23 protein-coding genes and 3 tRNA genes are annotated in these 25,779 nt (G+C 33.3%); 11 read left to right on the forward strand and 15 right to left on the reverse strand.

The window, feature by feature from the left end:
- Positions 1-83 precede the first annotated feature (83 nt).
- From proS to rpsT, 5 genes are all read left to right on the forward strand, one after another.
- Positions 84-1,562: a proline--tRNA ligase gene (gene proS / locus LXH21_RS12810; protein ID WP_239866480.1), complete on the forward strand. Its 1,479-nt coding sequence runs from the start codon at positions 84-86 to the stop codon at positions 1,560-1,562.
- A 77-nt stretch (positions 1,563-1,639) separates the two neighbouring features.
- Positions 1,640-1,711, forward strand: a tRNA-Glu gene (locus LXH21_RS12815).
- 46 nt (positions 1,712-1,757) lie between these two features.
- Positions 1,758-1,829: transfer RNA gene (locus LXH21_RS12820), tRNA-Glu, on the forward strand.
- 45 nt (positions 1,830-1,874) lie between these two features.
- Positions 1,875-1,946, forward strand: a tRNA-Glu gene (locus LXH21_RS12825).
- A gap of 35 nt (positions 1,947-1,981) precedes the next feature.
- A complete protein-coding gene (gene rpsT / locus LXH21_RS12830; RefSeq protein ID WP_239866482.1) occupies positions 1,982-2,233 on the forward strand; it encodes a 30S ribosomal protein S20 in 252 nt (83 codons plus the stop codon).
- A 115-nt stretch (positions 2,234-2,348) separates the two neighbouring features.
- Here the strand turns inward: rpsT and LXH21_RS12835 are convergent, their stop codons facing one another.
- The 8 genes from LXH21_RS12835 to rsfS form a co-directional block, all read right to left on the reverse strand.
- On the reverse strand, positions 2,349-4,139 hold the full coding sequence (locus LXH21_RS12835; RefSeq protein ID WP_239866484.1) for a cytochrome-c peroxidase: 1,791 nt from the start codon (positions 4,137-4,139) through the stop codon (positions 2,349-2,351).
- A 73-nt stretch (positions 4,140-4,212) separates the two neighbouring features.
- Positions 4,213-5,694, reverse strand: a complete 1,482-nt coding sequence (locus LXH21_RS12840; RefSeq protein ID WP_239866486.1) for a PhoX family protein — start codon at positions 5,692-5,694, stop codon at positions 4,213-4,215.
- Between the two features lie 196 nt (positions 5,695-5,890).
- Complete coding sequence (locus LXH21_RS12845; RefSeq protein WP_239866488.1) at positions 5,891-6,664, reverse strand: TerC family protein; 774 nt, start codon at positions 6,662-6,664, stop codon at positions 5,891-5,893.
- A gap of 33 nt (positions 6,665-6,697) precedes the next feature.
- Positions 6,698-7,066, reverse strand: a complete 369-nt coding sequence (locus LXH21_RS12850; protein WP_239866490.1) for a DNA topoisomerase IV — start codon at positions 7,064-7,066, stop codon at positions 6,698-6,700.
- A 427-nt stretch (positions 7,067-7,493) separates the two neighbouring features.
- Positions 7,494-8,339, reverse strand: coding sequence for a phosphatidate cytidylyltransferase (locus LXH21_RS12855; protein ID WP_239866492.1), 846 nt, complete (start codon positions 8,337-8,339; stop codon positions 7,494-7,496).
- Between the two features lies 1 nt (position 8,340).
- Complete coding sequence (locus LXH21_RS12860) at positions 8,341-8,943, reverse strand: lactate utilization protein B/C (protein ID WP_239866494.1); 603 nt, start codon at positions 8,941-8,943, stop codon at positions 8,341-8,343.
- Between the two features lie 303 nt (positions 8,944-9,246).
- Positions 9,247-11,175 (reverse strand): ATP-dependent zinc metalloprotease FtsH, encoded by a 1,929-nt coding sequence (gene ftsH, locus LXH21_RS12865; RefSeq protein WP_239866496.1) that lies wholly within the window; start codon positions 11,173-11,175, stop codon positions 9,247-9,249.
- Positions 11,176-11,191: 16 nt separating this feature from the next.
- Entirely contained in the window at positions 11,192-11,563 is a 372-nt protein-coding gene (gene rsfS / locus LXH21_RS12870; protein WP_239866498.1) for a ribosome silencing factor, read from the reverse strand.
- Between the two features lie 100 nt (positions 11,564-11,663).
- On the opposite strand from rsfS, the gene LXH21_RS12875 reads away from it, so the two are divergent.
- Entirely contained in the window at positions 11,664-12,395 is a 732-nt protein-coding gene (locus tag LXH21_RS12875) for a biotin--[acetyl-CoA-carboxylase] ligase (RefSeq protein WP_239866500.1), read from the forward strand.
- A 137-nt stretch (positions 12,396-12,532) separates the two neighbouring features.
- Here LXH21_RS12875 and LXH21_RS12880 read toward each other — a convergent pair whose 3' ends face one another.
- Together LXH21_RS12880 and pyrE are read right to left on the reverse strand one after the other, a co-directional pair.
- The gene (locus LXH21_RS12880; protein ID WP_239866502.1) at positions 12,533-12,925 is read right to left on the reverse strand and encodes an SRPBCC family protein; all 393 of its coding nucleotides are present in this window, start codon (positions 12,923-12,925) and stop codon (positions 12,533-12,535) included.
- 6 nt (positions 12,926-12,931) lie between these two features.
- The gene (pyrE, locus tag LXH21_RS12885; protein WP_239866503.1) at positions 12,932-13,585 is read right to left on the reverse strand and encodes an orotate phosphoribosyltransferase; all 654 of its coding nucleotides are present in this window, start codon (positions 13,583-13,585) and stop codon (positions 12,932-12,934) included.
- Positions 13,586-13,592: 7 nt separating this feature from the next.
- On the opposite strand from pyrE, the gene LXH21_RS12890 reads away from it, so the two are divergent.
- Both LXH21_RS12890 and pafA read left to right on the forward strand, forming a co-directional pair.
- Positions 13,593-14,189, forward strand: a complete 597-nt coding sequence (locus LXH21_RS12890; protein WP_239866504.1) for an NUDIX hydrolase — start codon at positions 13,593-13,595, stop codon at positions 14,187-14,189.
- A gap of 344 nt (positions 14,190-14,533) precedes the next feature.
- Positions 14,534-16,144 carry an alkaline phosphatase PafA gene (pafA, locus tag LXH21_RS12895; protein WP_239866505.1) on the forward strand — a complete coding sequence of 537 codons (1,611 nt, stop codon included), beginning with the start codon at positions 14,534-14,536 and terminating at the stop codon, positions 16,142-16,144.
- Positions 16,145-16,208: 64 nt separating this feature from the next.
- On the opposite strand, the gene lysA is transcribed toward pafA, so the two are convergent.
- The 5 genes from lysA to LXH21_RS12920 form a co-directional block, all read right to left on the reverse strand.
- The gene (gene lysA, locus LXH21_RS12900) at positions 16,209-17,426 is read right to left on the reverse strand and encodes a diaminopimelate decarboxylase (protein WP_239866506.1); all 1,218 of its coding nucleotides are present in this window, start codon (positions 17,424-17,426) and stop codon (positions 16,209-16,211) included.
- Positions 17,427-17,647: 221 nt separating this feature from the next.
- Complete coding sequence (locus LXH21_RS12905; RefSeq protein ID WP_239866507.1) at positions 17,648-18,220, reverse strand: pentapeptide repeat-containing protein; 573 nt, start codon at positions 18,218-18,220, stop codon at positions 17,648-17,650.
- The gene (locus tag LXH21_RS12910) at positions 18,220-18,441 is read right to left on the reverse strand and encodes a DUF6095 family protein (RefSeq protein WP_239866509.1); all 222 of its coding nucleotides are present in this window, start codon (positions 18,439-18,441) and stop codon (positions 18,220-18,222) included. Before LXH21_RS12910 ends, LXH21_RS12905 begins: the two co-directional genes overlap by 1 nt.
- A gap of 22 nt (positions 18,442-18,463) precedes the next feature.
- A complete protein-coding gene (gene murQ / locus LXH21_RS12915; RefSeq protein WP_239866511.1) occupies positions 18,464-19,276 on the reverse strand; it encodes an N-acetylmuramic acid 6-phosphate etherase in 813 nt (270 codons plus the stop codon).
- Positions 19,277-19,438: 162 nt separating this feature from the next.
- Positions 19,439-20,026 (reverse strand): hypothetical protein, encoded by a 588-nt coding sequence (locus LXH21_RS12920; RefSeq protein WP_239866515.1) that lies wholly within the window; start codon positions 20,024-20,026, stop codon positions 19,439-19,441.
- Positions 20,027-20,321: 295 nt separating this feature from the next.
- Between LXH21_RS12920 and LXH21_RS12925 the strand changes: the two genes are divergently transcribed.
- The 3 genes from LXH21_RS12925 to LXH21_RS12935 all read left to right on the forward strand — a co-directional run bounded on the left by LXH21_RS12925 (position 20,322) and on the right by LXH21_RS12935 (position 25,777).
- Complete coding sequence (locus tag LXH21_RS12925) at positions 20,322-21,143, forward strand: SDR family oxidoreductase (protein ID WP_239866517.1); 822 nt, start codon at positions 20,322-20,324, stop codon at positions 21,141-21,143.
- 360 nt (positions 21,144-21,503) lie between these two features.
- Positions 21,504-22,727: a metallophosphoesterase family protein gene (locus LXH21_RS12930; protein ID WP_239866519.1), complete on the forward strand. Its 1,224-nt coding sequence runs from the start codon at positions 21,504-21,506 to the stop codon at positions 22,725-22,727.
- Between the two features lie 11 nt (positions 22,728-22,738).
- Positions 22,739-25,777 carry an AAA family ATPase gene (locus LXH21_RS12935; RefSeq protein ID WP_239866521.1) on the forward strand — a complete coding sequence of 1,013 codons (3,039 nt, stop codon included), beginning with the start codon at positions 22,739-22,741 and terminating at the stop codon, positions 25,775-25,777.
- Positions 25,778-25,779 lie beyond the last annotated feature (2 nt).

Consider the following 25,779-nt stretch of genomic DNA (forward strand, 5'->3'; position numbering starts at 1 on the left):
TTGTTGCACATTACAAAAATAGTTAGTTTTGCGGAACTATTTAGTTAAAATAATAAAACAATATTTGTGCCAAACTATTCAATATGAGCAAGAACCTTACTACACGATCCGAAGATTACTCAAAATGGTATAACGAACTGGTTGTTAAAGCCGACTTAGCTGAAAATTCGGGAGTTAGAGGCTGTATGGTTATCAAGCCCTATGGTTATGCAATTTGGGAAAAGATGCAAGCGGAGTTAGATCGAATGTTTAAAGAGACAGGTCATCAAAATGCTTACTTTCCTTTATTTGTTCCAAAAAGTATGTTTGAGGCAGAAGAGAAAAATGCAGAAGGATTTGCTAAAGAATGTGCTGTCGTAACTCATTATAGATTAAAAAATGATCCAGATCGACCTGGGAAATTAATGGTAGATCCAAATGCAAAGTTGGAGGAAGAGTTAATTGTTCGTCCGACATCTGAAGCAATTATATGGTCTACTTATAAAGGTTGGGTTCAATCCTATAGAGATTTGCCTTTATTGATTAATCAATGGGCAAATGTTGTCCGTTGGGAAATGCGTACTCGTCTATTTTTAAGAACAGCAGAGTTTTTATGGCAGGAAGGTCATACTGCTCATGCAACACGTCAAGAAGCAATTGAGGAGTCAGAAAGAATGATGAACGTTTATGCTGATTTTGCACAAAATTTTATGGCAATTCCTGTTGTGAAAGGATTGAAAACAGAAACAGAACGTTTTGCAGGTGCTGTCGAAACATATTGTATTGAAGCATTGATGCAAGATGGTAAAGCATTACAAGCTGGAACATCTCATTTCTTAGGTCAGAATTTTGCAGAAGCTTTTGATGTGAAATTCGCGACTGCAGAAGGTAAACAAGAATACGTATGGGGTACTTCTTGGGGAGTTTCTACGCGTTTAATGGGTGCATTGGTAATGACGCACTCAGATGATCAAGGTTTAGTTTTACCTCCAAACTTAGCGCCAATACAAGTTGTGATTGTTCCTATTTATAAAACTGATGAACAGTTAGATGCTATTTCTGAAGCGGTAGCTACTTTATCAACTGATTTGAAAAAGCTGGAAGTAACGGTGAAATTTGACAACAGAACGACTCAGAAGCCAGGATTTAAATTTGCAGAATGGGAATTAAAAGGTGTGCCGGTACGAATTGCTGTTGGACCAAAAGATTTAGAGAACGGCACTTTTGAAGTAGCTAGACGTGATACTTTGACCAAGGAAACAAAATCTAAAGATGGAATAGCTGTTTATGTTAAAGAGTTGCTAGAACAGATTCAGATTGATTTGTTTGATAAAGCTTTTGAATATAGAAATTCTCATATTACAGAAGTGAATGATTTTGAAGAATTTAAAGAAGTTTTAGAAGGAAAAGGAGGTTTTGTATCTGCACACTGGGACGGAACTGCAGAAACAGAAGATAAGATCAAAGATTTAACAAAAGCAACTATTAGATGTATCCCTTTGGATGCGAAAGAAGAGCAGGGAACCTGCGTGCTTACTGGGAATCCATCTTCTAAAAGAGTGCTATTTGCAAAAGCTTATTAATTTTTTTAATTTTTTTTGCATCTGCTATTGTACTTCTCAAAAATAGTTGTATTTTTGCATCCGCAATAGAGAAGCAAGGCCCGTTCGTCTATCGGTTAGGACGCATGGTTTTCATCCATGTAAGAGCGGTTCGATTCCGCTACGGGCTACTATTTTTATTGCATGTTAAGTTTCCTGAACTAAAGAGGGAAAAATGGCCCGTTCGTCTATCGGTTAGGACGCATGGTTTTCATCCATGTAAGAGCGGTTCGATTCCGCTACGGGCTACAAAATTAATCTTCGTTTTAGATTAATAACTAACTAGGGGATAATGGTCCGTTCGTCTAGGGGTTAGGACGCCAAGATTTCGTCTTGGTAACAGGGGTTCGATTCCCTTACGGACTACAAAAAAAAATAATAAAAGATAAAAATATAATACAATGGCAAATCACAAGTCAGCATTAAAAAGAATTAGAAGCAACGAAAAGAAAAGAGTGTTAAACAGATACCAACACAAAACTACTCGTAATGCTATCAAAGCATTAAGAATAGCTACTGATAAATCTGATGCTACTGCAAAATTGTCAAACGTAATATCTATGATTGACAAATTAGCAAAAAAGAATATTATCCATGATAATAAAGCTTCAAACTTAAAATCTAAGTTGACTAAATTTGTTGCAAAATTGTAATAATTGCTCCTTATATTTTAAAATATAAAAAAAGCTCCTTTTTAAGGGGCTTTTTTAGTTTGAGTAAATTCGACCCAAAAATTAACTTTGTAATTTTCAGGTCGAATAGTTATAATTACTGAATGTCACTTAGGGTTTTCATAAAGGCAACTAAAGCTTTTTTCTCAGATTCAGTCAAGTTCAAAGATTCTGAAGGAAGCGTTTGATTAGGTACTGGTAAACCTAAGCCTACACCGCCACCTTCATTGTAGAAATCAACTACTTCTTCTAATGTTGTAAAGACACCATTATGCATATATGGTCCCGTTATTTCTACATTACGTAATGTTGGAGTTTTAAAAGAGTTTCTCAATTGATCCATTTTGTATTGTGTATATCGTCCCATATCAGGACTAAGTTTTTTTCCGGCTTTGTCTTCTGGAGTTCCAATTATTTCATGTTCTGTTTTTTTGAATTGCGGCGGCACGGTTCCGTTAAAGATTGGAATAAAATGACAAGTCGCACATTTTGCTTTTCCTGCAAAAAGATTAAATCCTTTACTTTCTTCTTCAGAAAATGTTGTCTTATTTCTCATGAATAAATCAAATTTAGAATTGAATAAATTTAAGGAACGAGTGTAACTCGCTAACGCATTTTGTATTTGCCATTCTTCTACTTTTTTCGCTCTCGGAAATGCCTTTTTAAATAATACTTTGTATTTCTCGTCATTTTCTACGATAGGTATGATATCCTTGATAGAACTATGCATTTCATCAATATTTCCAACCACGTCAGCACTTTGTTTTTCCAGGTCTAACTGCCGCATGTCCCAAAATTGTGCATTTTGAAGTCCTGCATATGTGAGAGTAGGAGTGTTTCGTAAAAGAAATCCTCCGCTTAAAGCAAGATTTGATTTTAATCCATCAGTAAATGCCTTGTCGGGATTGTGGCAAGAGGCACAACTTCTATTATTGTTTTTTGAAAGATTAACATCGTAAAATAATTTATCTCCGAGTTCTTTTTTATCTTTCGAATAAGCAAATTCTGATGACGGAATAAAAGAATTTACACTGAATGTATTTTCTGCAAAATAACTGTTGGCTTCAGGATTGACAACGCTGTTACGACTAATGGTTTCAATATTATTTTCTGTCTTAAATGAATTGAGTAACGGAATTAGCGGATTTAGGATTGTCTTGATGTAGTATGCTCTATCAAAGTCATTAAAGTCGGGATGTTTTAGGCAATATTTTTTACCTGCTGCAATTATTCTATAGATATTAGTACTGCTAGTTTTGGTTTGACCTTTATCAATTGTTGGTAAAATTTGTTCAATAGCGTTCAAACTAGCTGCAGATTCGGGTATGGATAGAAATGCAATAGGAGAATCAAATCCAGTTATTCCCAACGAAATATTTCGAAAAACATCTAATTTAATAGCATCTATAATATGTGAAGGCGAAATAGTAATTACATCCAAAGCTTGTTTTACTTGTCTGATGTTGCCAGATAGAATAGTTATTTCTCGTAGCAGTTCTTCTTTGTTCTTAGCATCATACTCAGGATAAATAATTTCTTCAACTACTTGAAAACCATTTGGAGGTACAAATTGATTTTCTGCAACTTCTAATTCATCTAAAGCAGGACCATTAATAAATCGTGCAGTCTCTGGTATAAAATAGGACACAACCCATTCGGTCTGTTTGTATAGTAATCTGCATTGCGAGAATTTCTTTTGAAGTTTTAAACTATTATCAGTAGTATTAGCCAAATTTTTAAATTCGATCAAGGCTTCGCTCAATTTTTCAATATCAATTAGAACCAATTGTTTAGGTGAGATTTCAGTTTGCTTTTTTTGGCATCCTACCACTGTAAAGAGACAAATTATTAATAGGTAAAAGGTAGTATGTAAAGAGCTATTGTTCATTGCAGTTTGTTATAATAGAAAAAACAACCCATAGAAAATAAATGGGTTGTTGATTTGTAAATTAAAGGTATCTTTATCTTTGTACGTTACGGATAATAACTGTTTGACCTCCTTCGATATTAGTATTTGTACCACTACCATCAGCATTTTTAAACTTAGCATCTTGCCAAGTATGAGGATGAATATTTAAAGTAAAAGTATTAGGAACACCTATTATGTCTGAGATGTCTTCCATTGCTCCATATTCCCAGCTTCCAAAACGAGTTTCATTAACAGGATTGTAAATTGCATTCCATACTGTATTGGTACGGTCATGTTTCATTGTCATCCAAGCTTTGTTTGCTTTGGTTGCAATATTGTACTGCCAAATGTATGAGTCATGTTTAGCTGCAGCATAATAACTATCTCCATCTTCTTGAATGTATACATAATTTTCTGTTACACAAATATTATCAGGATTGATGATACCTGTACCTGGAGTAGAGTCTCCTTCGACTACCAATTCTAATTTACCTTTTAAAGGACTGTTTGCGTCTAATACTAATTTATATACTCTTCCCCACATAGTATAACCTGCTACTGGATTGTTTGCTGTTGATTGACCTGTTGCTGTAAAATAGATTTCTCTGTTATTTGAAGCTGAACCTTTACGGTAATCGACATCTTCAACTCTTGAAAAGCGAATTGCTTTTAATGCATTTACTTTAGTATTTATCTCAGCTCCTGTGCTATTTTTTGCATTTGGAATTTCTACAAATGATACATCAAAAGATTTACTGACAGTCATGTCAGTTTCTACTTGATTATCATCGTTTCTCTTTAAGGCATATAACTTACCATTATTTAAATCGCCAACAGTTTCACTCATATACATGACGACTTGACCTGCACTTGCATGTGAGGATGCGTATGATTGATCTTCTCCAATTATAATTACAGTTTTTCCAGGGTAGGCAAGTTTAGGAAGAGGAACCGCGTTTTCCATACTTGCTTTACCTAATGCAGGTAGAACGCGATCTGTTCTAGATTTTTCTGAGCTAGAAGAAAAAGGATTAATTCCGTGTACCATGCTTTCTTCACCGCTTTCTCCAGCAGTCAAAAAGATAGGTCCAAATCCATGAATTTCTGGTGTTACCAAGGTTGCAGAGCATAATCTGGTTAATCCACCTATTCCATCTACAATGTAGTCTCCCTTAATAGGAGTGAATGTTTTGTCTAAATATACTCTAGAAACAGATTTAAGAATTTCATGGTTGCTTATTAAAATATAACCATCACTGTCAGGGTCTTTCATCAATCCAGCTCCGTCTGGTTGTGCTCCATATATAAAACTTGGGGAATCTTTTAATACGTCACCACTACTTATCAGAGAAGAAATTAATAAATCTTCAAATCCAGTTTGTGGTGTTACTAAAGCAGGAGTTTTTGAAGCAGAGGCAAAATTAATGTTAGAATTTACAGCGTTTTCATTATCCTTATCATCATTTTGACAACTTGTAAGTGCCATTGTAAGAGCTGTAAATAAAGTTACAGGTTTAATCCAATTTGTTTTCATAAGTCGGTTTTATTTTTTTTCAAAACTAACTTTATGCTTTGGATTCTAGATTACGGCTTCTTTTTATAAAAGTTATTTGTTGGTAAAGAGAATGTTGCTTGAATGTAAATAGGTTATTAAAATGTAAAGAGTTTCTGTCCGAAAAAAAATGCCCGTCTATTTTAAAGACGGGCAAAATTATATCAATATGTAGTGTTTACATTTTTTTCTTATTACTTTTCATATTCAGCATCTCGACGAAAAGTGAAAACGAAATTGCAAAGTATAAGTACCCTTTTGGGATAGGAGTTACGTGGCTTCCGAATATTGAAGCATTTGATAAATGTGCACTTTCTGTTAACAACATCATTCCGATTAATATCAAAAAGGCAAGTCCAAGAATTTGAATAGATGGATTTTTATTTACGAACGTTCCTACTGGAACAGCAAATTGCATCATAATAATGACTGAGATTACTACCGCAATTACCATAATATAGATGGCTCCAGCCACACCATTAGTCATTCCTACCGCAGTAAGGATACTGTCAAAAGAAAAAACCAAGTCAATCATTATAATTTGAAGAATAACGCTTTGAAAAGATTTCTTTGCAGCATTACCCATGTCCATTTCTTCTTCGCCTTTGTGATCGACCTTTTCTCGAATTTCGTTAGTACTCTTGTAAATTAGAAATAATCCACCCACAAGTAATATTAAACTTTGCCCCGTAATACCGGCCGAAAACCAGCTCAAATCTATATTAAACCAAGGTTCCTTCATCTGGATCAAAAGATTGATACCAAATAGAAGCGCAATTCGCATAAACATTGCTAGGAACATACCAATTTTAGTAGCTTTTTTTCTTTGTTCTTCTGGTAGTTTTCCAGTGGCAATAGATATAAAGATAATATTATCAATCCCTAGAACAATTTCGAGAAAAGTTAAGGTTAAAAGTGCTATCCAAGCATCTGGATTTAAGAATACTTCCATTTTTATCTTGAGTTATTTAGTGACTAATACCGTTTATAATTTTATTGCTGTACCTTTTTGTTTGTCAGGCATGCCAACTATACCAAACTCAAAAGTATAACTATTCTCTGTAGTTGATAAGATGCGCATACTGATCGATTTTTCTTCGGCCATATTTTTTGGGTTTAATTTTTTTAAAATATATTCGCAATCGTTTACCCATCTTATAGATGCAGTATCAGTTTTACCATCATAAGTTTCTATTTCTATACTGTCGTTACGCTCAAAGTAAGTAGTCTTTAAGACGCCGTCTATTTCTGCCTCAAATTTGAATTTTCCTGTTTTAAAATCTGCACATTTTCTATCTGGCTCTTTGCAAGATACAAACAGAATAATGCTGGTTATAAGTATTAATTTTTTCATATGTAGTATATTGATCTAATCGCAATAGGTATTAAAGGTCATTTATTCTTTTTTAAAGTTCTTAGGTGCTAATTAGTTTGTTTCTTTTTGTAAATTATTCATTCAATAGTCACAGAAATTAGTGTAAGCACTTTTAATTGTAGGTAATTAAGCAATTGTAAAGTTCTTAAATTCTTTTGCTTTTGCCAACTAAAGTATATTATAATTTTATAATAATTTTCGCAGGTTTAAGTAATGTATAATCGAAAGTGGATAGGTGCCGTTAAAGGTTAGCAAGTTGCTTGTGCTTCATGGAGGAAAAGTAGAGACCTTGTGATCGAATGACTAAATTAAAAGCTAGACTATTGTTTGGCAGAAATTTCTCGGGATGAAAGAGTTATGTAGATATACTTTATTTTTACTCAAACTAACGGAAAATCGTTAAATTCTATGAGATGTAATTCAGTATTTGGTAAAATAAAAAGATTATTGGAGCTACAAATATTACACTGTCTAAACGATCAAGTACACCTCCATGTCCGGGCATTATTTTACCGCTGTCTTTTACTTCAGCAATTCTTTTGAACTTGGACTCTATTAAATCTCCTATAGTGCCAAATACACCTACAATAATGGCAATTACGAGCCATATAAAAATTTTACTTTCAGCAATTTGTATGTAGTATACAGCAATGATATAGCTGGCTATTATTGCAAAAAAGACACCACCTAGAAAACCTTCAATGGTCTTCTTCGGAGAGATACGTTCAAATAGTTTGTGTTTACCAATCGATTTACCAACGATGTATGCAAAGGAGTCGTTAGTCCAGATTAGTATAAAAATACTAATCAAAATCTTAGGGTTGTAGCCTGCAATTCCAAACGGAATTTTGGTAAGAATGATAAAGGGTAAAATTACATAACCTATTAAATAAACATATTTTGAGAAGGAATCTATTTTTACAACTTTGCTATCAAATAACAGAGCAATACACTTAACTGAAACGAAAAGAGTTGAAAATAAAACTGATAAATCAAATGTTTTATTAAACTTCAATAGAAACAATGGACCGTCTACAGCAAATGTAATCGAATAAAAAAGTGCGTAGGTAAGAGATGCAATTATTAGCGGTAAAATTTTATTAATCTTCACCAATGAGCAATACTCGTATGTAGCGATAATAAGAAATGCACCAAAAAGTATAAAAAAACTTTCGGTAGAATACAAGATACAAGTTATTAGTAAAATAACATAAACAGCACCTGATATCGATCTCTTAAGGGTTTCATTCATATTAAAGATCTTCTAGAAGCAGTAAATACAGATTCTTTGCAGAGCTTCCGTATTGCGTAAAATCTTCTTCTTTTGCTTTTTCGAAATATTTAATAGCGGTAATATTGGTTGGATAATCTCCTTTATATTTATTTTTAATAGCGCTTAGTCCGTCGGTTTTATGACCTAAAACTTGACTAGTTCTGGCTAATATAACGATATTGGTAGGTAATTCGTAAGGTTTGTGCTGTTTAATCTGCTTGGATGAAAATAGTATAGAACCTTCTTCTGCAATAAGATTTTCGCAAGTTGAAAAAAGAAATGTAGGATTGGAAACTTTATCAAATACTAGTCGATTTTCTTCAAGTAACTTAAACAGGGTAGGGTCATAGCATAAAACTTGACTCTCATACCAATCATTCTCTTGAAGGATATTTTCGAATTGCTCTGTTACTTCCGCTTGGTTTTCACAGTATAAAAATTTACCTCCATTTCTTTTAAAATTTGAGATAAATTGTTCGTCGATCGATACGTTGCTTTCAGGTGATGTACCCTTGCTTTCTTTATTGTTTTCTTCTTGTGAAGAGGCACTACTAGAACCAAAAAGTTTACTGAAAATGCTCATATGTTAAAATGGGACTTTATTTATTATCTGAAAACGTTCAAAGATAAAAAAATCTTAATTCAAAAGTGATATTTTGAATTAAGATTTTTAAATAAATATGTTAGTAAGTTTTATTAGCTTTGAATGAAAGCCTTGTAAAAATGGACTATAAAGTCAATTATAAAAATAAGCAAGACGAATAATATTATATATTGCGTGGTGCTAAGACCTTTAAGGTGCTTTTTCTTTCGACTATCTATAATGTTGAAAAACCATGTTCCAAAAATACAGAATATTAAAGCATCAAAACCCATGTGAATTTTTTTATGAAACTACTGGATCAAGATTTTTATCAAAGGTTCTTTGTCCGAAAATTGCTTCTAAATCATCTTTGAAAATAACTTCTTTCTCAATTAAGATGTCTGCTAGTTGATTCAATTTATCTTTGTTTTCTTCTAAGATAGCGATAGCTCTTTGATATTGGCTTTCAATTAAAGTTGATATTTCAAGATCAATTACTTTAGCAGTATCTTCTGAATATGGTTTTGAAAAATTATATTCTCCTTGACCTGTCGAATCATAATAAGTTACATTACCTATTTTATCATTCAAACCATAGATAGTCACCATAGCGCGAGCTTGTTTGGTCACTTTCTCTAAGTCACTTAAAGCTCCTGTAGAGATTCTATTAAAGATTACTTTCTCGGCAGCTCTACCACCCATAGTAGCACACATTTCGTCAAGCATTTGATCTGGACGTACAATTTGGCGCTCTTCTGGTAAGTACCATGCTGCTCCTAGACTTTGACCTCTAGGTACAATAGTTACTTTGATAAGTGGCGCTGCATGTTCCAACATCCAACTCACTGTCGCGTGTCCAGCTTCATGAATAGCAATGGCCTTCTTTTCTTCTGGAGTAACAATTTTATTTTTCTTCTCTAATCCACCAACGATACGGTCAACAGCATCTAAGAAATCTTGCTTGTCTACTGCAGTTTTGTTGTAACGTGCAGCAATTAAGGCTGCCTCATTACACACGTTAGCAATGTCTGCTCCAGAAAATCCTGGTGTTTGTTTTGCTAAAAAGTCTAAATCAAGACCTTCTACTTTTTTCAATGGCGCCAAATGAACTTTAAAGATTTCAGCACGCTCACGAATATCTGGTAAGTCTACAAAAATTTGTCTGTCAAAACGTCCGGCACGCATTAAAGCTTTATCCAAGACATCTGCTCTATTTGTTGCAGCTAATACAATTACGTTAGTATTTGTACCAAAACCATCCATCTCTGTCAATAATTGATTCAATGTGTTTTCACGTTCATCGTTTCCACCTGACATATTGTTTTTTCCTCTCGCTCTACCTACAGCATCTATTTCATCAATAAAAATGATTGAAGGAGATTTTTCTTTAGCTTGTTTAAAAAGGTCACGTACACGTGATGCACCTACACCAACAAACATTTCAACAAAATCAGAACCTGATAAAGAGAAAAACGGTACTTGAGCTTCACCGGCTACGGCTTTTGCTAGTAATGTTTTACCCGTACCTGGAGAACCTACTAGTAGCGCTCCTTTTGGTATTTTACCACCTAAGTCTGTATATTTACTTGGATTCTTAAGAAATTCTACAATTTCTTGTATTTCCTCTTTAGCACCTTCAAGTCCAGCAACATCTTTAAATGTAGTTTTTACATCTGTTTTCTCATCAAAAAGTTTTGCTTTCGATTTTCCGATATTGAAGATTTGACCTCCGCCACCGCCACCGCCACCAGACATTTTGCGCATGATGAATAACCATACTCCAATGATAATGATGATAGGTAATAAACTGATGATAATATCAGACCAATTGCTTTTTGCAAGGAAATTGAAATCTTTCAATTTTCCGTCTGCAACTGCTTTTTCTAGTTTAGTTTGAAAAATTTGATCATTACCAATTTCAAAAGTGTATTGAGGTCCTTTTGTATTTGGTCTATCAAATAAATCTTTTGAAACTTTTTTATGTTCAGGAAGTTTTAAAGCATCTGCTTTTAAGAAAACTTCGGCTTCTGATTTATTATAAACAATTACTTTTTCAATTTGTCCTTTTTCTAGAAATACATTAAATTTAGAAGAAGTCAATTGTGCAGGCTCTTGCATGTTAGAGCCTCCAGTTACGAAACTAATAAATAAAAATATAAGTAATATGGCTGTATAAACTAACCAAGGACTTATTTTGAATTTATTTGGAGTTGGATTATTATTTTTTGCCATTCTGTTTTTCTAGTCTTTAGTATTTGTTTTCTATAGTGGTAATTTTTGCATCACCCCATAAGCTTTCAATATTGTAATATTCTCTGATGTGTTTTTGGAAAACGTGCACCACGATGTTAACGTAATCCATCAATACCCATTCGGCATTATCAGTCCCTTCGATATGCCAAGGCTTATCTTTTAATTCTTTAGAAACTGTTTTTTGGATGGAGTTTACAATGGCGTTAACCTGTGTGTTTGAATTTCCGTTGCAAATGATGAAGTAGTCACAAACTGAAGTATCTATATCTCTCAGATCAAGAATGTCTATATCATTACCTTTAACTTCTTCTATTCCTTTAATGATGTTTGCTAAAAGGTCATCATTATTTACTGTTTTTTTAGCCATGAACTATTTTATATGTATAAGTTTGTAAAGTTATCATTTTTTGTCATTATTTTTGAATCTTAACAAATTATTAAGTTCGCATTTTCAAAAAAACAATCGAATGAAACTAATCAAACTCAATGCCATAGATTCAACCAATGTCTTTTTAAAAGAATTAGCAAATACGGAAGAATTGGAGAGTTATACTATTGTAACTGCAGAAGCACAAACGAAAGGTAAAGGGCAAATGGGGTCTGTATGGGAGACAGAAGTTGGTAAGAACCTTATAATGAGTGTTTTTGTAAAAGAAATTGTTAAAGATATCAATAGTATTTTTGATCTAAATGTCGTAGTTGCTGTTTCTGTAATAGAAGCATTGCATCATTTTTGTATTCCAAAATTAAGTATAAAGTGGCCGAACGACATTATGTCATACAATTTTAAGATAGGTGGCATTTTAATCGAAAATAATATAAAGTCGAATGGTCAAATTACCTCTGTAATTGGAATAGGACTGAACGTGAATCAAACAAACTTTGCACACTTACCAAAAGGGTCATCTTTAAAAGTTCTTTGCGATACTGACTTTGATCGAACTGAAATACTTTATAAAATAATAGCACATTTAAAAGACAACATTTCGTTATTACAAAATGATGCTGCTGCTGTTTGGCAAAAATATTTTGATTCTCTATTTAAAAAAGATAATCCTATCGCTTTTAAAAATTCGATAACAAATCAGAATTTTATGGGGATTATTAAAACGGTTACCAAAGAAGGAATGTTGCAAGTAATTAAGGAAGATGATTCGATACATCACTTTCGAATCAAAGAAATTCAAATGTTATACTAAAATAATTACTGCAATGCTATAACAGCAAATTGATGGAAAAAGAAAATAAGAAGAAGTTTTCATGAATTAATTTCGAATAAAAAAAAAGTCCCTTTTGTCAAATAAGACAAAAGGGACTTTTCTATTTTGTAAAAAACTTAAAGCTTGTTAGTGTTGATTGCTAAAGTTTCAATTAGTTTGCTTATTGGGCCTTTTACCATCATTGCCATCATGGCATTAAATTCGCCTTCAAAATTGAATTTAATACTACTTGAAGAATCAGAAACACTTTCGATGTTTGCAATTAAAGTAAAGGGAACTTTATCACTTGCAGATCCTAAAATCACTTTATTAGGGGCGATTTTTTCTTTTACTTTCAATTTAATTTCGGGCATACCCTTTAAACCAAAAATAAATGAATCGTCACCTGTAACTTCAAATTTCGCAATATTGTCAGGCATTAACTGCTCAAAGTTTTTAACATCAGACAATGAATTAAATAATTCTTGAGCTGATTTTTCAACGGTGACTTTTTGGCTTTCTAAGTTCATTAGTATTTATTTATCGTTTCCAATATTCCATGTAGAGGGAGTAACGCTCCATTCTCTTAATGTTTGTTCTTCTTTTTCGGTAACATATTTTTTGGCTACTGCAAGATTTAATAAATTTTGGTAGTTACTTAATGTGTATAAATCAATTTTAGCTGATTTAAAATTTGTATCAGCAACTTCAAAACCATAAGTGAAGATAGCTGCCATTCCTTTGATATTAGCACCAGCTGCTCTTAGAGCTTCTACTGCCATCAAACTACTATTTCCAGTACTGATTAAATCTTCTACAACTACAACGTTTTGTCCTTTTTGTAAAAAACCTTCTACTTGGTTTTGACGACCATGCTTTTTAGGTTCTGGACGAACGTATACAAATGGTAAACCCATGCTTTCTGCAACAAGAATTCCGATACCTATGGCACCAGTAGCGACTCCTGCAATAACATCTGGTCTCCCAAATTGCTTTTCAATGTTCTTAGAAAATTCATCTCTTACATAATTTCTTATGGCTGGAAATGAGAGAATTAATCGGTTATCGCAATAAATTGGCGATTTCCATCCCGAAGCCCATGTAAAAGGATTTCCTGGATTCAATTTAATTGCATTTATTTGTAAAAGCAATTCGGCTGTTTTTTCGGCTGTTTCTTTATTAAAAATCATAGTACAAATGTATAAAGTTTTTGTGAACGACAAACCACTTTTTTTGACAAATAAAATATCAAAAGAAACCGATTTTCAATTATTTCTACTTGAAAGTATTGATATCAAGCAACTTATTGTAAAAATCTTTCAAAATAAAATTCAGAAAGCATATCTATATCATCCTGATGAAGGTGAGATTCTGAAAACTTTGAAGACCAAAATCCCTGTAAACAAGGCTGGAGGAGGCCTGGTATATAATAAAAAGGGTGAAGTGCTCTTTATTTTCCGAAATGGAAAGTGGGATTTACCTAAGGGAGGAACTGAAAAGGGAGAGGAAATAGAGGAAACAGCTATGCGTGAAGTCGAGGAGGAGACTGGGGTAGGACTACTTCGAGTAACCAAAAAGCTTCAAAAGACGTATCATGTTTTTAAACGCAATGGAGTTTATAAATTAAAAATTACGCATTGGTTCGAAATGCAGTCAGATTTTGATGGTATTCCGGTGGGGCAATTGGATGAAGGTATCGAAAAAGTGGCATGGTTTAGCCCAAAAGAGATTCCGGAAGTGTTGCTAAATTCTTACGAGAATATAAAATTACTGTTTGAAGAAGAAAAATTTTAAAAAATGTGGTCCAAAATTGGACCACATTTTTTTTTGATCAAAAAGATTATTTTTTGATTTGTAAATAGTGAATCGGTATTATGAAAATTACTTTCATTGAACCACATAGTTAAAAGGATACGACTACATTGTTAGTATCATTTAAAAAGGCTAAAACAATCATTTATTTTCTATAGAAACTTGCCTTTGTTATTTTCGAAAAAGAATAAAATAAACTTCTGAAACAATTCATTTTTTTTGAATTCTACCATATGAATTTTTAGATGTTAAGGTATTACTATAATTCACCAAGTCGAAACATTTTCCATCTATAATGTGTATTTTTGTTATAAAAATTTATTTAAATGAAAAAAATTATTTTGATTTTGACAGTCGTTTTTATGTCAAATTCGCAAGCACAAGAAAGGCCTAAATTAGTTGTCGGTATCGTTGTCGATCAAATGAAAATGGAATATCTGTATCGATTTTCAAGTGATTTTTCAAATGATGGTTTTAAAAGATTAATGGGTAATGGATATACGTTTCAAAATATGCATTACAATTACATGCCAACTTACACAGCCCCTGGACATGCGTCTATTTACACAGGCACGACTCCAGCAACGCATGGAATTGTAAGTAATGAATGGTTTAGTCGAAAATTGGGTACCGAAATGTACTGTACTGATGACGCTAGTGTAAGCACTGTAGGTGACGGAACCAAGGAAGAAGGCGAAATGTCTCCAAAGAATTTATTAAGTACTACCATAACCGATGAGCTTCGATTGGGCACTAATTTTCAAGGTAAGGTGATTGGAATGAGTCTCAAAGATCGTGGTGCTATCTTACCAGCAGGTCACTTTGCAAATTGGGCTTTTTGGTATAGTAAAACAGGTTCTTTTATTTCAAGTTCTTTCTATGGCGAAAAATTACCATCATGGGTACAACAATTTAATGATGAAAAACATTACATGCCCTATATTAATAAAGGTTGGGATCTACTGAAGCCAAAGTCTACTTATAACGAAAGTTTGGAAGATAATAATCCATATGAGGGTAAAATGTACAACAGTGCACCTGTATTCCCTTACGATTTAAAAGATATGTATGCTAAGAATGATGCTGGGGTAATACGTTCTACTCCTTACGGAAATAATTTGCTTGCAGAATTTGCCATGAAAGCTATCGAGAAAGAAGAGCTAGGTAAAGATAATATTACTGATTTTTTGACAGTAAGTTTTTCTTCTACTGATTATGTTGGTCACATTCTAGGGCCAAGATCGATGGAGTTGCAAGATACATACTTACGTTTGGATGAAACCATAGCTGAATTCTTAAAGTATCTGGATAAAAATGTAGGTAAGGATAATTACTTATTGTTTTTGACTGCAGATCACGCTGGAGCAGAAAATGTGAATTATCTAAAAGATCATAAATACAATGTGAATAACATTAGTCCAAAGGACATTAGAACAAATCTTAAAGACTTTTCTATAAAAACTTTTGGTGTAGATGTCATTTTAAATTATACAAGTTTTAACCTTTATTTTGATAAAGAAGTGTTGAAAGCTAAGAAGCTTGATCTAACTGCTGTTAAAAGTGTTTTTAAAGAGTATTTAATGACTCTAGATTATGTAAAGAGAGTTTATACAGAAGAGGAAATTTTGAGCTCTACTGGAAATGATTATTATTTGAATTTCATATCAAAGGGATATGATGCAACTCAAAATGGAGATTTAGTCATACTAGATAAGCCTGGTTATATTGAGTATCAAGGAACAGGAACTTCTCACGGTACCACTTATACGTATGATACACATGTACCTGCAATTTTTTACGGTTGGCATATCAAAAAAGGAGAATCCTATAATAAGAAGGAGATTACTCAAATTGCACCTACAATTGCACAGAAAATTAAAGTAGCTTTTCCTAATGGAACTGAAGCGCATGTTTTGGAAGAGGTTTTACAAGATTAATTCATATTAAAGCAAAAAAAAAAGGTGTATTTTTAAATACACCTTTTTTTGTTTTATTTTACAACTATACTTTTTCTTGGACAGGTAACGGAAATTGATTTTTTAATAAATCTTCAAATGTTTCGTGTGCACGTATTAGGTGACCTTTACCGCCCATCCACAAAACTTCTGCAGGTCTGTATCGTGAATTGTAGTTTGAAGCCATAGAGTAGCAATATGCTCCTGCGTTTTTAAAGCTTAAAATATCACCTTCTTTAAGTTCAGATATGCGTCTATTATTTGCAAAGGTATCAGTCTCACAGATGTAACCAACAACAGAGTAAAAACGCTCTTTTCCTTTAGGATTTGACACGTTTTCGATATGGTGTTGAGAACCGTAGAACATTGGGCGTATCAAATGATTAAATCCGCTATCGATTCCTGCAAATACAGTTGATGTTGTCTGCTTGATTACATTTACTTTTGCTAAAAATTGTCCTGCCTCACTAACCAAGAATTTTCCTGGTTCGAAAATTAAAGTCAAATTTCTTCCATATTCAGTACAGAATTCATTGAATCTCTTAGATAATTTTTTACCTAATTCTTCAATATCTGTCTCGATATCATCTTTTTTGTAAGGTACTTTGAATCCGCTTCCAAAATCCAAAAATTCAAGATCTTTGAAATGTCTTGCAGCATCAAATAATATCTCTGCAGCATATAAAAACACTTCGATATCCAAAATATCAGATCCTGTGTGCATATGAATACCAACGATATTCATTTTAGTATTTTCAACAATACGTACTAAGTGGGGTAACTGGTGAACAGATATTCCAAATTTACTATCGATATGACCTACAGAAATATTCGCATTTCCACCAGCCATAACGTGAGGATTAATACGGATACATACAGGAACATTAGGATGTTTAGCTCCGAACTGCTCCAATATAGAAAGGTTATCGATATTTATTTGAACACCTAGTGCATTTACCTCTTCAATTTCTTCAAGAGAAACTCCATTAGGAGTATAAAAAATACGCTCTGGAGCATATCCAGCGTGAAGTCCTAATTGTACTTCCTGAATAGAAACCGTGTCAAGCCCAGATCCCATTCCTTCAAGTAGTTGAAGAATTGCAACGTTTGAAAGTGCTTTCATTGCATAATTAATACGCAATTTTTCTACTTTAGAGAACGCTTTGGTTAGACGGTTGTATTGTGATTTAATTTTATCTGCATCATAAACATATAGTGGTGAGCCAAATTGTTCAGATAATTGAAGTAAGTCTTTCGGTTGCATTTTAATATTTTTTAGCAAATTTATTACTCTTTATTGGTTTTACAATGAAAATAAGTATTTCTAACAAATTATAACAAAATGTTTGTTTTGTAAAAGAAATGCAATTTATATTTATTTTTTATTAAAAAATGAAGTATGTATAATTTCTACTTAAGCTAAATTTAATGACGTAGTGGGTAATTAAATTTCATGAGAATAGAAAGAACGATTGGCATTGCAACCTACACTATTTTAATATCGTATTTTTCGAGTAAACCAGTAATGCCCTGCGTAGAAAAACGTGCTTTCTTCATGGTGTTGTGTTCTGGATCAATATTATAGTTGTAAGCAGTAAGAAAATTGGCTCCTTTGAGTTGTGTTTCATTAAACAGGGCTCCAGTCATGTTGCAATTGTCAAATGTAGATTGTGTTAAATCACTGTTCATAAATGCAACCTCTTTTAGTGAGGTATTAACAAACTTAGTTTTGATTAACTTTTTATTTGTAAAGGAGGAATAATCCAAAACGCAATCCTGAAAAGAAACGCTGAATAAAAAGTCATTACATGTATGAAACAAAATACCGATCATTTTGCAGTTTGCAAAATGCACTGTTTTAAGATCTGAAGATACGAGCTGAATTGTAGATAGATTGCAATCTATAAATTCACAGTCCATAAATGTATTGCTTGAAAAATCGCTATTTGAAAAGTCACAATTTTTAAAAATGCAATCTTCAAATTCTCGGTTTCTAACTGTTCGACCTTTAAAAACTACTTTATCGAAGGTTTTTTGAATGTGAATTAATTCTTCCATTAGTCGTTAAATAAGCTTTTCATTATAAACTGCAAACCTTTGAACATTAAAAATACTGCTGTGATGCATAATGCAATTCCCACCGCTAAAACAAGGTAATGCCAGTTGTTTTGGGAGTTCATAAAAGCATTGTAGATTACGCTAGGACCTATGAATAATAATGGCAAAGCACCTGAGAGGTATTTAATGCCACGTGATAATACGTCTTTATTAGTTGCCATGATTTAGATTAATTTTGACTTATTAATTGTTCCAGTTTTCTACTGCTTTTCGAACACTTCCATATTTACTTAATAAATCACTAGCTATTTCATAAGTTACCGGAATTTCACTCATAATCATCTTTACACCTCTATCAACCAATTTACTGTTGCTAAGCTGCATATCAACCATTTTGTTCCCTTTTACTTTTCCTAACTGAATCATTGTAGCAGTTGAAAGCATATTAAGTACTAATTTTTGAGCAGTCCCAGCTTTCATTCGAGAGCTACCAGTAACAAATTCAGGTCCGACTACTACATCAATTGGAAATTGTGCTGTTTGCGAAAGTGGACTTTCTGCGTTACAGGAAATGCTTCCAGTAATGATATTGTTATCGTTGCAAGTCTTTAAACCACCAATCACATAAGGAGTTGTTCCTGAAGCTGCAATTCCGATTACAACATCTTTATCGGTAATATTATATTGTTGAAGGTCAACCCATGCTTGCGTTGCATTGTCTTCAGCATTTTCTACAGCATTTCGAATAGCGCTATCTCCACCAGCTATAATCCCTACAACCATATCAAATGGAACTCCAAAAGTAGGAGGGCATTCTGAAGCATCAACAACACCTAATCGACCGGAAGTACCTGCGCCGATATAAAATAAGCGACCACCTAACTTCATTTTTGCCACAATTTGAGTGACCAACGTTTCGATTTGTGGTAAAGCTTGTTGTACTGCCAAAGGAACAGTTTGGTCTTCTTTATTAATATTTGTCAATAGGTCTTTAACAGACATTGTGTCAAGAGAGTCGTATTTAGAGGATTGTTCAGTTGTTTTAATAAAAGTCATTGGATCTATTTTTCAGGCCACGAGGGCGATAATTTTTATAATTTGTTGGTACAAATTTAAGAATTTAAAAAAGGAAACGAATCTGTATTCAAAAATAAATGAACTTCTTCTTGACTACTTTTCATATACGAGCTTAACTAAACATAAATTGGGTCGAAAGAACTACTTTACCTTGATTTTGGGGATAGTGACCTTGTTAATTAATTCTGTTATTTTAGGATTATTTGTCTTTACATATTCCAGAAATTTTACAATTTCGTTCTTGTTAGTAAAGTAACTGCGGTAAGAGTAAGCATATAGTACTAGATAGGGTTCATTATCAACAACCTGCTTTTGGTAACGGTATATGTTCCATTCCAAAATATTATGGCCGCCACTTAACATGAATGAAATAACCTTTTCATTTTCGAAATTATTTTTTTCGAAATTATATTGCACTAAGGGATTACTCTTCTTTAAATTGGATAATTCTGTAATTTTCATTTCAGTAGCTTGCTCTACAGAGAGGTCAGATTTAATGGCTTCTACAATAAGCATTTTTTGATAGGTTTCAAACTTATTATCCGATGCTCTTAAATATTCCTGTTTGTAGTAGACTTCATTTGGGTGCGAACTCCACGCTAGAATGAAATTTTGATCTTCAAATTTAAGGGTTGAACCTATTGATAAAAAGTCAGTTACTGGATTGGTTTGAAATGAGACCAGCGTTAGAGCACAAATAGTTAAGAGTAGAATTGCTGTTTTTTTCATTGATTAGAGAATCGATTGCGTTGATTGTTAAAGGCCAAATATAATCATATCAGTATTATAACTGTAATTGTATTTGGTGAATTTTAACGCTTGTACTATTTAGATTAAGCATTGATTACATCTTATTTTGCACTTTTTGAAGTAGCATTACCTACATAATCATAGTAAATTTAAATTGCTAATAGTTCAATCATAATGTTATAACGATTCTACAAAGTCATGTAAGTAGGTTTTGGACGGATAAAACTAGTTTTGTAGTATTATTTAAGAAGAAATAACTTTTAATAAAATTACAATGAAAAAGCAAACAATATTAATAACGGGTGCTGGTTCTGGTTTAGGAAAAGGATCAGCAATAGGCTTAGCAAAACAAGGACATAAAATTATAGCAGCAGTACATACATGGGAACAAATTTCTAGATTTAAAGAAGATTTAAAGGAAGCAGATTATAAAGAGAATATTGAATTAATTAAATTGGATATTCTTGATGTTGTTGACTGCGAAAAAGCTTGGGAATATGATATCGATATTTTGGTAAATAATGCAGGAATTGGACAAACAGGTCCATTGGCAGAAATTCCAGTAGATTATTTAAGAGAAGTGATGGAAACCAATGCCTTTTCTACTCTTGAATTTTCGCAACCATTTATTAAGAAGATGGTAGAGAAGGGAAAAGGTAAAGTAATTTTCTTATCCTCGATTGCTGGGCTTGTAACCAACCCATTCTTAGGTCCGTACAATGCATCAAAGCATGCGCTCGAAGCCATCGCTCAATGTTTGCGTGATGAGCTACAACCATTTGGAGTCACTGTCGCAACAATTAATCCAGGTCCATATGAGACAGGATTTAATGACAGAGTTTATGATAGTTACAAGCAGTGGTTTGATGAGAACTTGCATTTTACGGACAAGAAAGAACTTGAAAAAGCAGCAGAAGGAATGGCCAAAAATCAATTTGATCCACAGATGATGATTGACAAAATGGTAGAAGTGATTCCGCAAGAAAAACATGATTTCCGAACAGTATATCCTGAGAAATTTGATGAATTTTGTCAAGAATATCAGAAACGTCAATACGCTATTAAAACGGGCGAAGTGGACAAGTCCAAAAAATAAATCATCTCGAAAGAAAGCAATTAAAAATGCAGTGGGTCAATATACCTACTGCATTTTTTTTGTGACAAATTTAAATTTTAGATTTAATGCTTATAAACAATTTTAGATTTTTAATAAATGATATAAGACTATGTACTTCGCAACCAGTAAAATAGCATAGGTTTTTTATAGCTTGTTGCTGTACTAATAATTTGTATCGAATAGTACTGTATTCGGTAAAACAGATTGTTTTAATTTTACTATTTTTACGAATAAACAATAGCATTAAACGCTATTTTTAACCTCTTGTAATGCAATGTGAAATTTCATTACATTGTATCAACTTCAATTATCGCAACATATTCATTAGAAGCTCAAAGCATGAAAATTTTACATACTGCCGACTGGCATTTAGGAAAAAAACTAGACCATTTCTCTCGTATAGATGAGCAAAAATTAGTCATGAATGAAATTTGCGAAATTGCAGACAGCCAAAATGCAGATGTAATTGTGGTAGCAGGTGATTTGTATGATACCTTCAACCCTCCGGTCGATGCAGTAGATCTACTATACAAAACACTGAAAAAGTTAACAAATAATGGCAAGCGTCCTGTGATTGCTATTGCCGGTAATCATGATAGTCCAGATCGCATCGATGCTCCAAACCCTTTGGCACGCGAATGCGGAATATTATTTGTGGGTAATCCTGATGTTACCATTCCGGCTGTAGAAATTGAAAATGGTTTTGAAATTACTAGATCAGAAAATGGATTTATCGAAATTAAATTGCCACAGTACGATTATCCAATTCGTATTATAACCACACCTTATGCAAATGAATCACGATTAAAAACGTATTTGGGTGCCGAAAATAAAGAAGATCAACTAAATCAATTATTAAAAGATTCATGGACATCATTAGCCAGTAAATACTGTGATGGTTCGGGAGTTAATATCCTCACAACACATCTCTATATGCTTAAGCGAGGTGGCGAAATATTGGAAGAACCCGATGGAGAAAAACCGCTACGTATTGGTAATGCCGATATCATATACACCGACTGCATACCAGAGCAAATACAGTATACAGCTTTGGGACATTTACATCGTTTTCAAAATGTAGGAGGTCACCTAAGTCCTGTAGTGTATTCTAGTAGTCCGTTGTCTTATAGTTTTTCAGAGGCAGGGCAAGAAAAAAAGGTGGTTATTATCGATGCATCACCTAGTAAGCCGGTTCATTTTACTGCTATACCGTTGCAAGCGGGCCGAGTATTACATAGAAAACGATTTGATAGTATAGATAAAGCCGTAACCTGGTTACTTAATAATCCATATAGCCTAGTTGAGCTTACATTGGTCAGCGATACATTTTTTACCACACAAGATCTCAAAAAGATTCATGAAAGTCACGACGGTATCATCTTTATCATTCCGATTGTCAATAAAATGGCTGGTGACGATCAGCAAATTCCCAGAGTTAACTTAGATCAAAATATACAGGGATTATTTACAGATTATTTTGTATCAAAATACAAACAAGAACCTAATGACGAGATAACAGCATTGTTTAATGAAATTATCGGAAGCCAGTCTAAAAACGAATAAATAAAACCATTATGTTACCATTAAAATTAAGTATTAGCGGTTTGTACTCTTATCAAAAAAAACAAACTATTGATTTTGAAGAATTAACAAATGCAGGTCTATTTGGGATTTTTGGCGCTGTTGGTTCTGGTAAATCCTCTATTTTAGAAGCTATAGGATTTGTACTTTATGGAGAAACAGAACGCTTGAACAGTCGGGACAAGCGATCGTATAATATGCTGAACTTAAAATCGGATCGTGCTACAATTGAATTTGAGTTTTTGAATTTTGAAGATCGAAAATTTAAATTTGTAGCAGATTGGAAAAGAAATAAAAAGCGTTTTGAAGAAACAACCACAATAGAGCGACTTGCTTACGAATGGAAAGAGAATGTTTGGGTACCGATGACATCTGCTGATGCTACACCAGTTATTGGCTTGACTTATGAAAACTTTCGTCGTACGATTATCATACCACAAGGGAAGTTTAAAGAATTTTTGGACTTAAAAGGCAAAGAACGCTCAGACATGATGAAAGAAATTTTTCATCTACAACGATTTGACCTTGCCTCAAAAGTTGCCGTAGCTCAGAGTGCTAATAAAACACAATTAGATCAGTTAAAAGGAGCGCTGTCTGGATTTGAATCAATTTCGAAAGAAGCAGTTTCGGCTTTAGAATTAGAGGTGACAGGAGCAGCGGCTGAGCTGATGACAAATAAAACACTATTGGATCAGTTAGAGAGCGAACTTCAGAAAATGACTGTTTTAAAAAGCAATTTTGAAGATTTAGAAAAAAAGAAGAAGGCACTTTCTATTTTTATCGAACAAAAGCCGAGAATGGATGCACTACAAGTTGAGATAGATTTGTTTGAGGCGACAGAAAAAGCATTCAAGACAGTTCTTAATGAATTAGAGGTTTCGATTAAAAATTTAGATAAAACAAAGCAACAGTTTCTTTTAGTCGAACAAAACAAAAAAGTCATAAAGCAAAACTTAGATGGAAATCAAAAGATAATTAACCAATTACAACCACAGTTTGATCAATTAGAAAATTCTAAAAATAAAGTTTTCGACTTAGAATCAATTGAGAAAGTGATAGGATTGGAATCAGACGTGGCATCCATAGACAAGAAAAGTAAAGCAGCCGAACTACTATTTTTAGATTGCGAAAAAAAAGAAGTTGAATTAAAACAAGAGTTGACAACGATTAATAAAGAGTTGGAATTGTTAAAATCGAAGAAGCAAGATGGTTCGATTTTAATTGAAGTTGGCAATTGGTATAGTAGGAAAGAACTGCTTAGCGATGAGTTGATAAAAAAAACGGATAAGATAAAAGTTATAGAGCAATTTCTGCTGGATCAGAAAGAGTTATTTGTAGCATTAAAATTACCTATTGACAGCTGGAGAATTAATATCGAATCAAAGCGAGAAAAACTTTCGAAAGAAAAAAAGAAATTATTTGAATCGAAAACTAAGCTTCTAGTTTCAAAAGAATTGGCTCAATTTGCTGCAGAGTTGCATGCAGGCTCAAATTGCCCTTTGTGTGGATCGCTAGAACATCCTCACGTGATGCAAGCAGACGATGTTTCAGAGCAGTTGAATCTACTTACGAGTGAAATTTTGAAAATTGAGGAAAGCGAAGAAGCGGTTGTTTTAATCGAAAAAAAAGCTTCAAAAATTGAAAATCATATTGAATACGGGGTTGAACAATTAGCAGTAACAATCAAAGAAAAAGAGACAGTAGAAGCTGATGTAAATAAGCATCTTACCAACTTTGTATGGACAGCATTTAGTGCTACTGATGCGACAGTATTTTTGGCTACGAAACAAGAACAACAAACAGTTGATAAAGCGATTTTCGAGACCGAAAGAAGAGAAAAGGAAATACGTTTACAGCAGGAGTCATTAAGTGAACAATTAAAAGTACAGTCGGCAAATAAAGCTAGCATAGCCAATGAGCGATCATCAATAACAGGTGCAATTGCCAATGAATTATCGCAGTTAAAAGTTTTACATTTCAAGGATTATTTACAGTTAGATCTTTTGGTTATACGTGATCAAAAGAATGATTTAAACCAACAAAATCAAAAGATTGCATCAGAATATAAATTACGTTCGGATGCAATTGTTCTTCAAAATCAAGAACTAGCAGGATTAGATGCTAGTAGTAAATTGATAAATGAACAAATGCTTTCCTACGAAGAAAGTGTAATGAACCTTCAAAATAAAATTGCTATTTTACTTCAACTTCACAAATTCGAGTCAGTTGAGGAGGTGAAAATTATACTATCTAATTCATGGAATATAGAAGTTGAAAAAGAGCGTACCAAGCAATTTATCTTATCATTTAAAGTAGCAGAAAGTGCTGCTGCAGAATCGGAGAAATTATTAGAAAATCAAAAGTTTGATAATACAGTTTTTGAAGGAAAAAAGATTGTTGTATTAGAACAAAAAACGAAAGTTGAAATGCAGTTAGGTAAGCTATCTGCTCTACAAGATAATTTAAAACGCATAAATGCATCTTTACTAGAAAAAGCCACCTTATTGGCTCAGTTCGAAGTTTTGAATGCTCGTGCAACAAATCTCGGTATGTTGGCAAATATGTTTAATGCTAGCGGATTTGTCAATTATGTGTCTAGTATTTACTTGCAAAATCTAGCAGATGTTGCTAACGTGCGCTTCCACCGCATGACCAAGAATCAATTGAGTTTGACAATTAACAATTCTAACGAGTTTGAAGTGATTGATTATCTTAACGATGGCGCTTCTCGAAGTGTGAAAACACTTTCTGGCGGACAGGGTTTTCAAGCGTCCTTGTGTTTGGCATTGGCATTGGCCGAGAGTGTACAATCATTAAATAAGAATGACAAAAACTTCTTTTTTATTGATGAAGGTTTCGGAACTCAAGATCCCGACAGTGTTGCTCTCGTTTTTGAAACCCTACAATCTCTTTACAAAGAAAATCGAATAGTTGGAATAATATCGCATGTTGCCGAATTGCAAGAACGTATGCCGCGTTCTGTCAATGTGGTGAAAGATGAGGAAAAAGGTAGCATAGTAAGTGTTTTTTAACT

The sequence above is a fragment of the Flavobacterium algicola genome, assembly GCF_022399565.1.
GTDB lineage: Bacteria > Bacteroidota > Bacteroidia > Flavobacteriales > Flavobacteriaceae > Flavobacterium > Flavobacterium algicola.

Coding starts and splice junctions, on each gene's coding strand:
- LXH21_RS12880 (WP_239866502.1), bottom strand. CDS start 12,925: ATGAACTTAGAAAGCCAAAAAGTCACCGTTGAAAAATCAGCTCAAGAA.
- LXH21_RS12890 (WP_239866504.1), top strand. CDS start 13,593: ATGTATAAAGTTTTTGTGAACGACAAACCACTTTTTTTGACAAATAAA.
- LXH21_RS12840 (WP_239866486.1), bottom strand. CDS start 5,694: ATGAAAACAAATTGGATTAAACCTGTAACTTTATTTACAGCTCTTACA.
- pafA (WP_239866505.1), top strand. CDS start 14,534: ATGAAAAAAATTATTTTGATTTTGACAGTCGTTTTTATGTCAAATTCG.
- ftsH (WP_239866496.1), bottom strand. CDS start 11,175: ATGGCAAAAAATAATAATCCAACTCCAAATAAATTCAAAATAAGTCCT.
- rsfS (WP_239866498.1), bottom strand. CDS start 11,563: ATGGCTAAAAAAACAGTAAATAATGATGACCTTTTAGCAAACATCATT.
- LXH21_RS12920 (WP_239866515.1), bottom strand. CDS start 20,026: ATGAAAAAAACAGCAATTCTACTCTTAACTATTTGTGCTCTAACGCTG.
- LXH21_RS12860 (WP_239866494.1), bottom strand. CDS start 8,943: ATGAGCATTTTCAGTAAACTTTTTGGTTCTAGTAGTGCCTCTTCACAA.
- LXH21_RS12875 (WP_239866500.1), top strand. CDS start 11,664: ATGAAACTAATCAAACTCAATGCCATAGATTCAACCAATGTCTTTTTA.
- lysA (WP_239866506.1), bottom strand. CDS start 17,426: ATGCAACCGAAAGACTTACTTCAATTATCTGAACAATTTGGCTCACCA.
- proS (WP_239866480.1), top strand. CDS start 84: ATGAGCAAGAACCTTACTACACGATCCGAAGATTACTCAAAATGGTAT.
- LXH21_RS12910 (WP_239866509.1), bottom strand. CDS start 18,441: ATGGCAACTAATAAAGACGTATTATCACGTGGCATTAAATACCTCTCA.
- LXH21_RS12925 (WP_239866517.1), top strand. CDS start 20,322: ATGAAAAAGCAAACAATATTAATAACGGGTGCTGGTTCTGGTTTAGGA.
- pyrE (WP_239866503.1), bottom strand. CDS start 13,585: ATGATTTTTAATAAAGAAACAGCCGAAAAAACAGCCGAATTGCTTTTA.
- LXH21_RS12935 (WP_239866521.1), top strand. CDS start 22,739: ATGTTACCATTAAAATTAAGTATTAGCGGTTTGTACTCTTATCAAAAA.
- LXH21_RS12845 (WP_239866488.1), bottom strand. CDS start 6,664: ATGGAAGTATTCTTAAATCCAGATGCTTGGATAGCACTTTTAACCTTA.
- rpsT (WP_239866482.1), top strand. CDS start 1,982: ATGGCAAATCACAAGTCAGCATTAAAAAGAATTAGAAGCAACGAAAAG.
- LXH21_RS12850 (WP_239866490.1), bottom strand. CDS start 7,066: ATGAAAAAATTAATACTTATAACCAGCATTATTCTGTTTGTATCTTGC.
- LXH21_RS12855 (WP_239866492.1), bottom strand. CDS start 8,339: ATGAATGAAACCCTTAAGAGATCGATATCAGGTGCTGTTTATGTTATT.
- murQ (WP_239866511.1), bottom strand. CDS start 19,276: ATGACTTTTATTAAAACAACTGAACAATCCTCTAAATACGACTCTCTT.
- LXH21_RS12930 (WP_239866519.1), top strand. CDS start 21,504: ATGAAAATTTTACATACTGCCGACTGGCATTTAGGAAAAAAACTAGAC.
- LXH21_RS12835 (WP_239866484.1), bottom strand. CDS start 4,139: ATGAACAATAGCTCTTTACATACTACCTTTTACCTATTAATAATTTGT.
- LXH21_RS12905 (WP_239866507.1), bottom strand. CDS start 18,220: ATGGAAGAATTAATTCACATTCAAAAAACCTTCGATAAAGTAGTTTTT.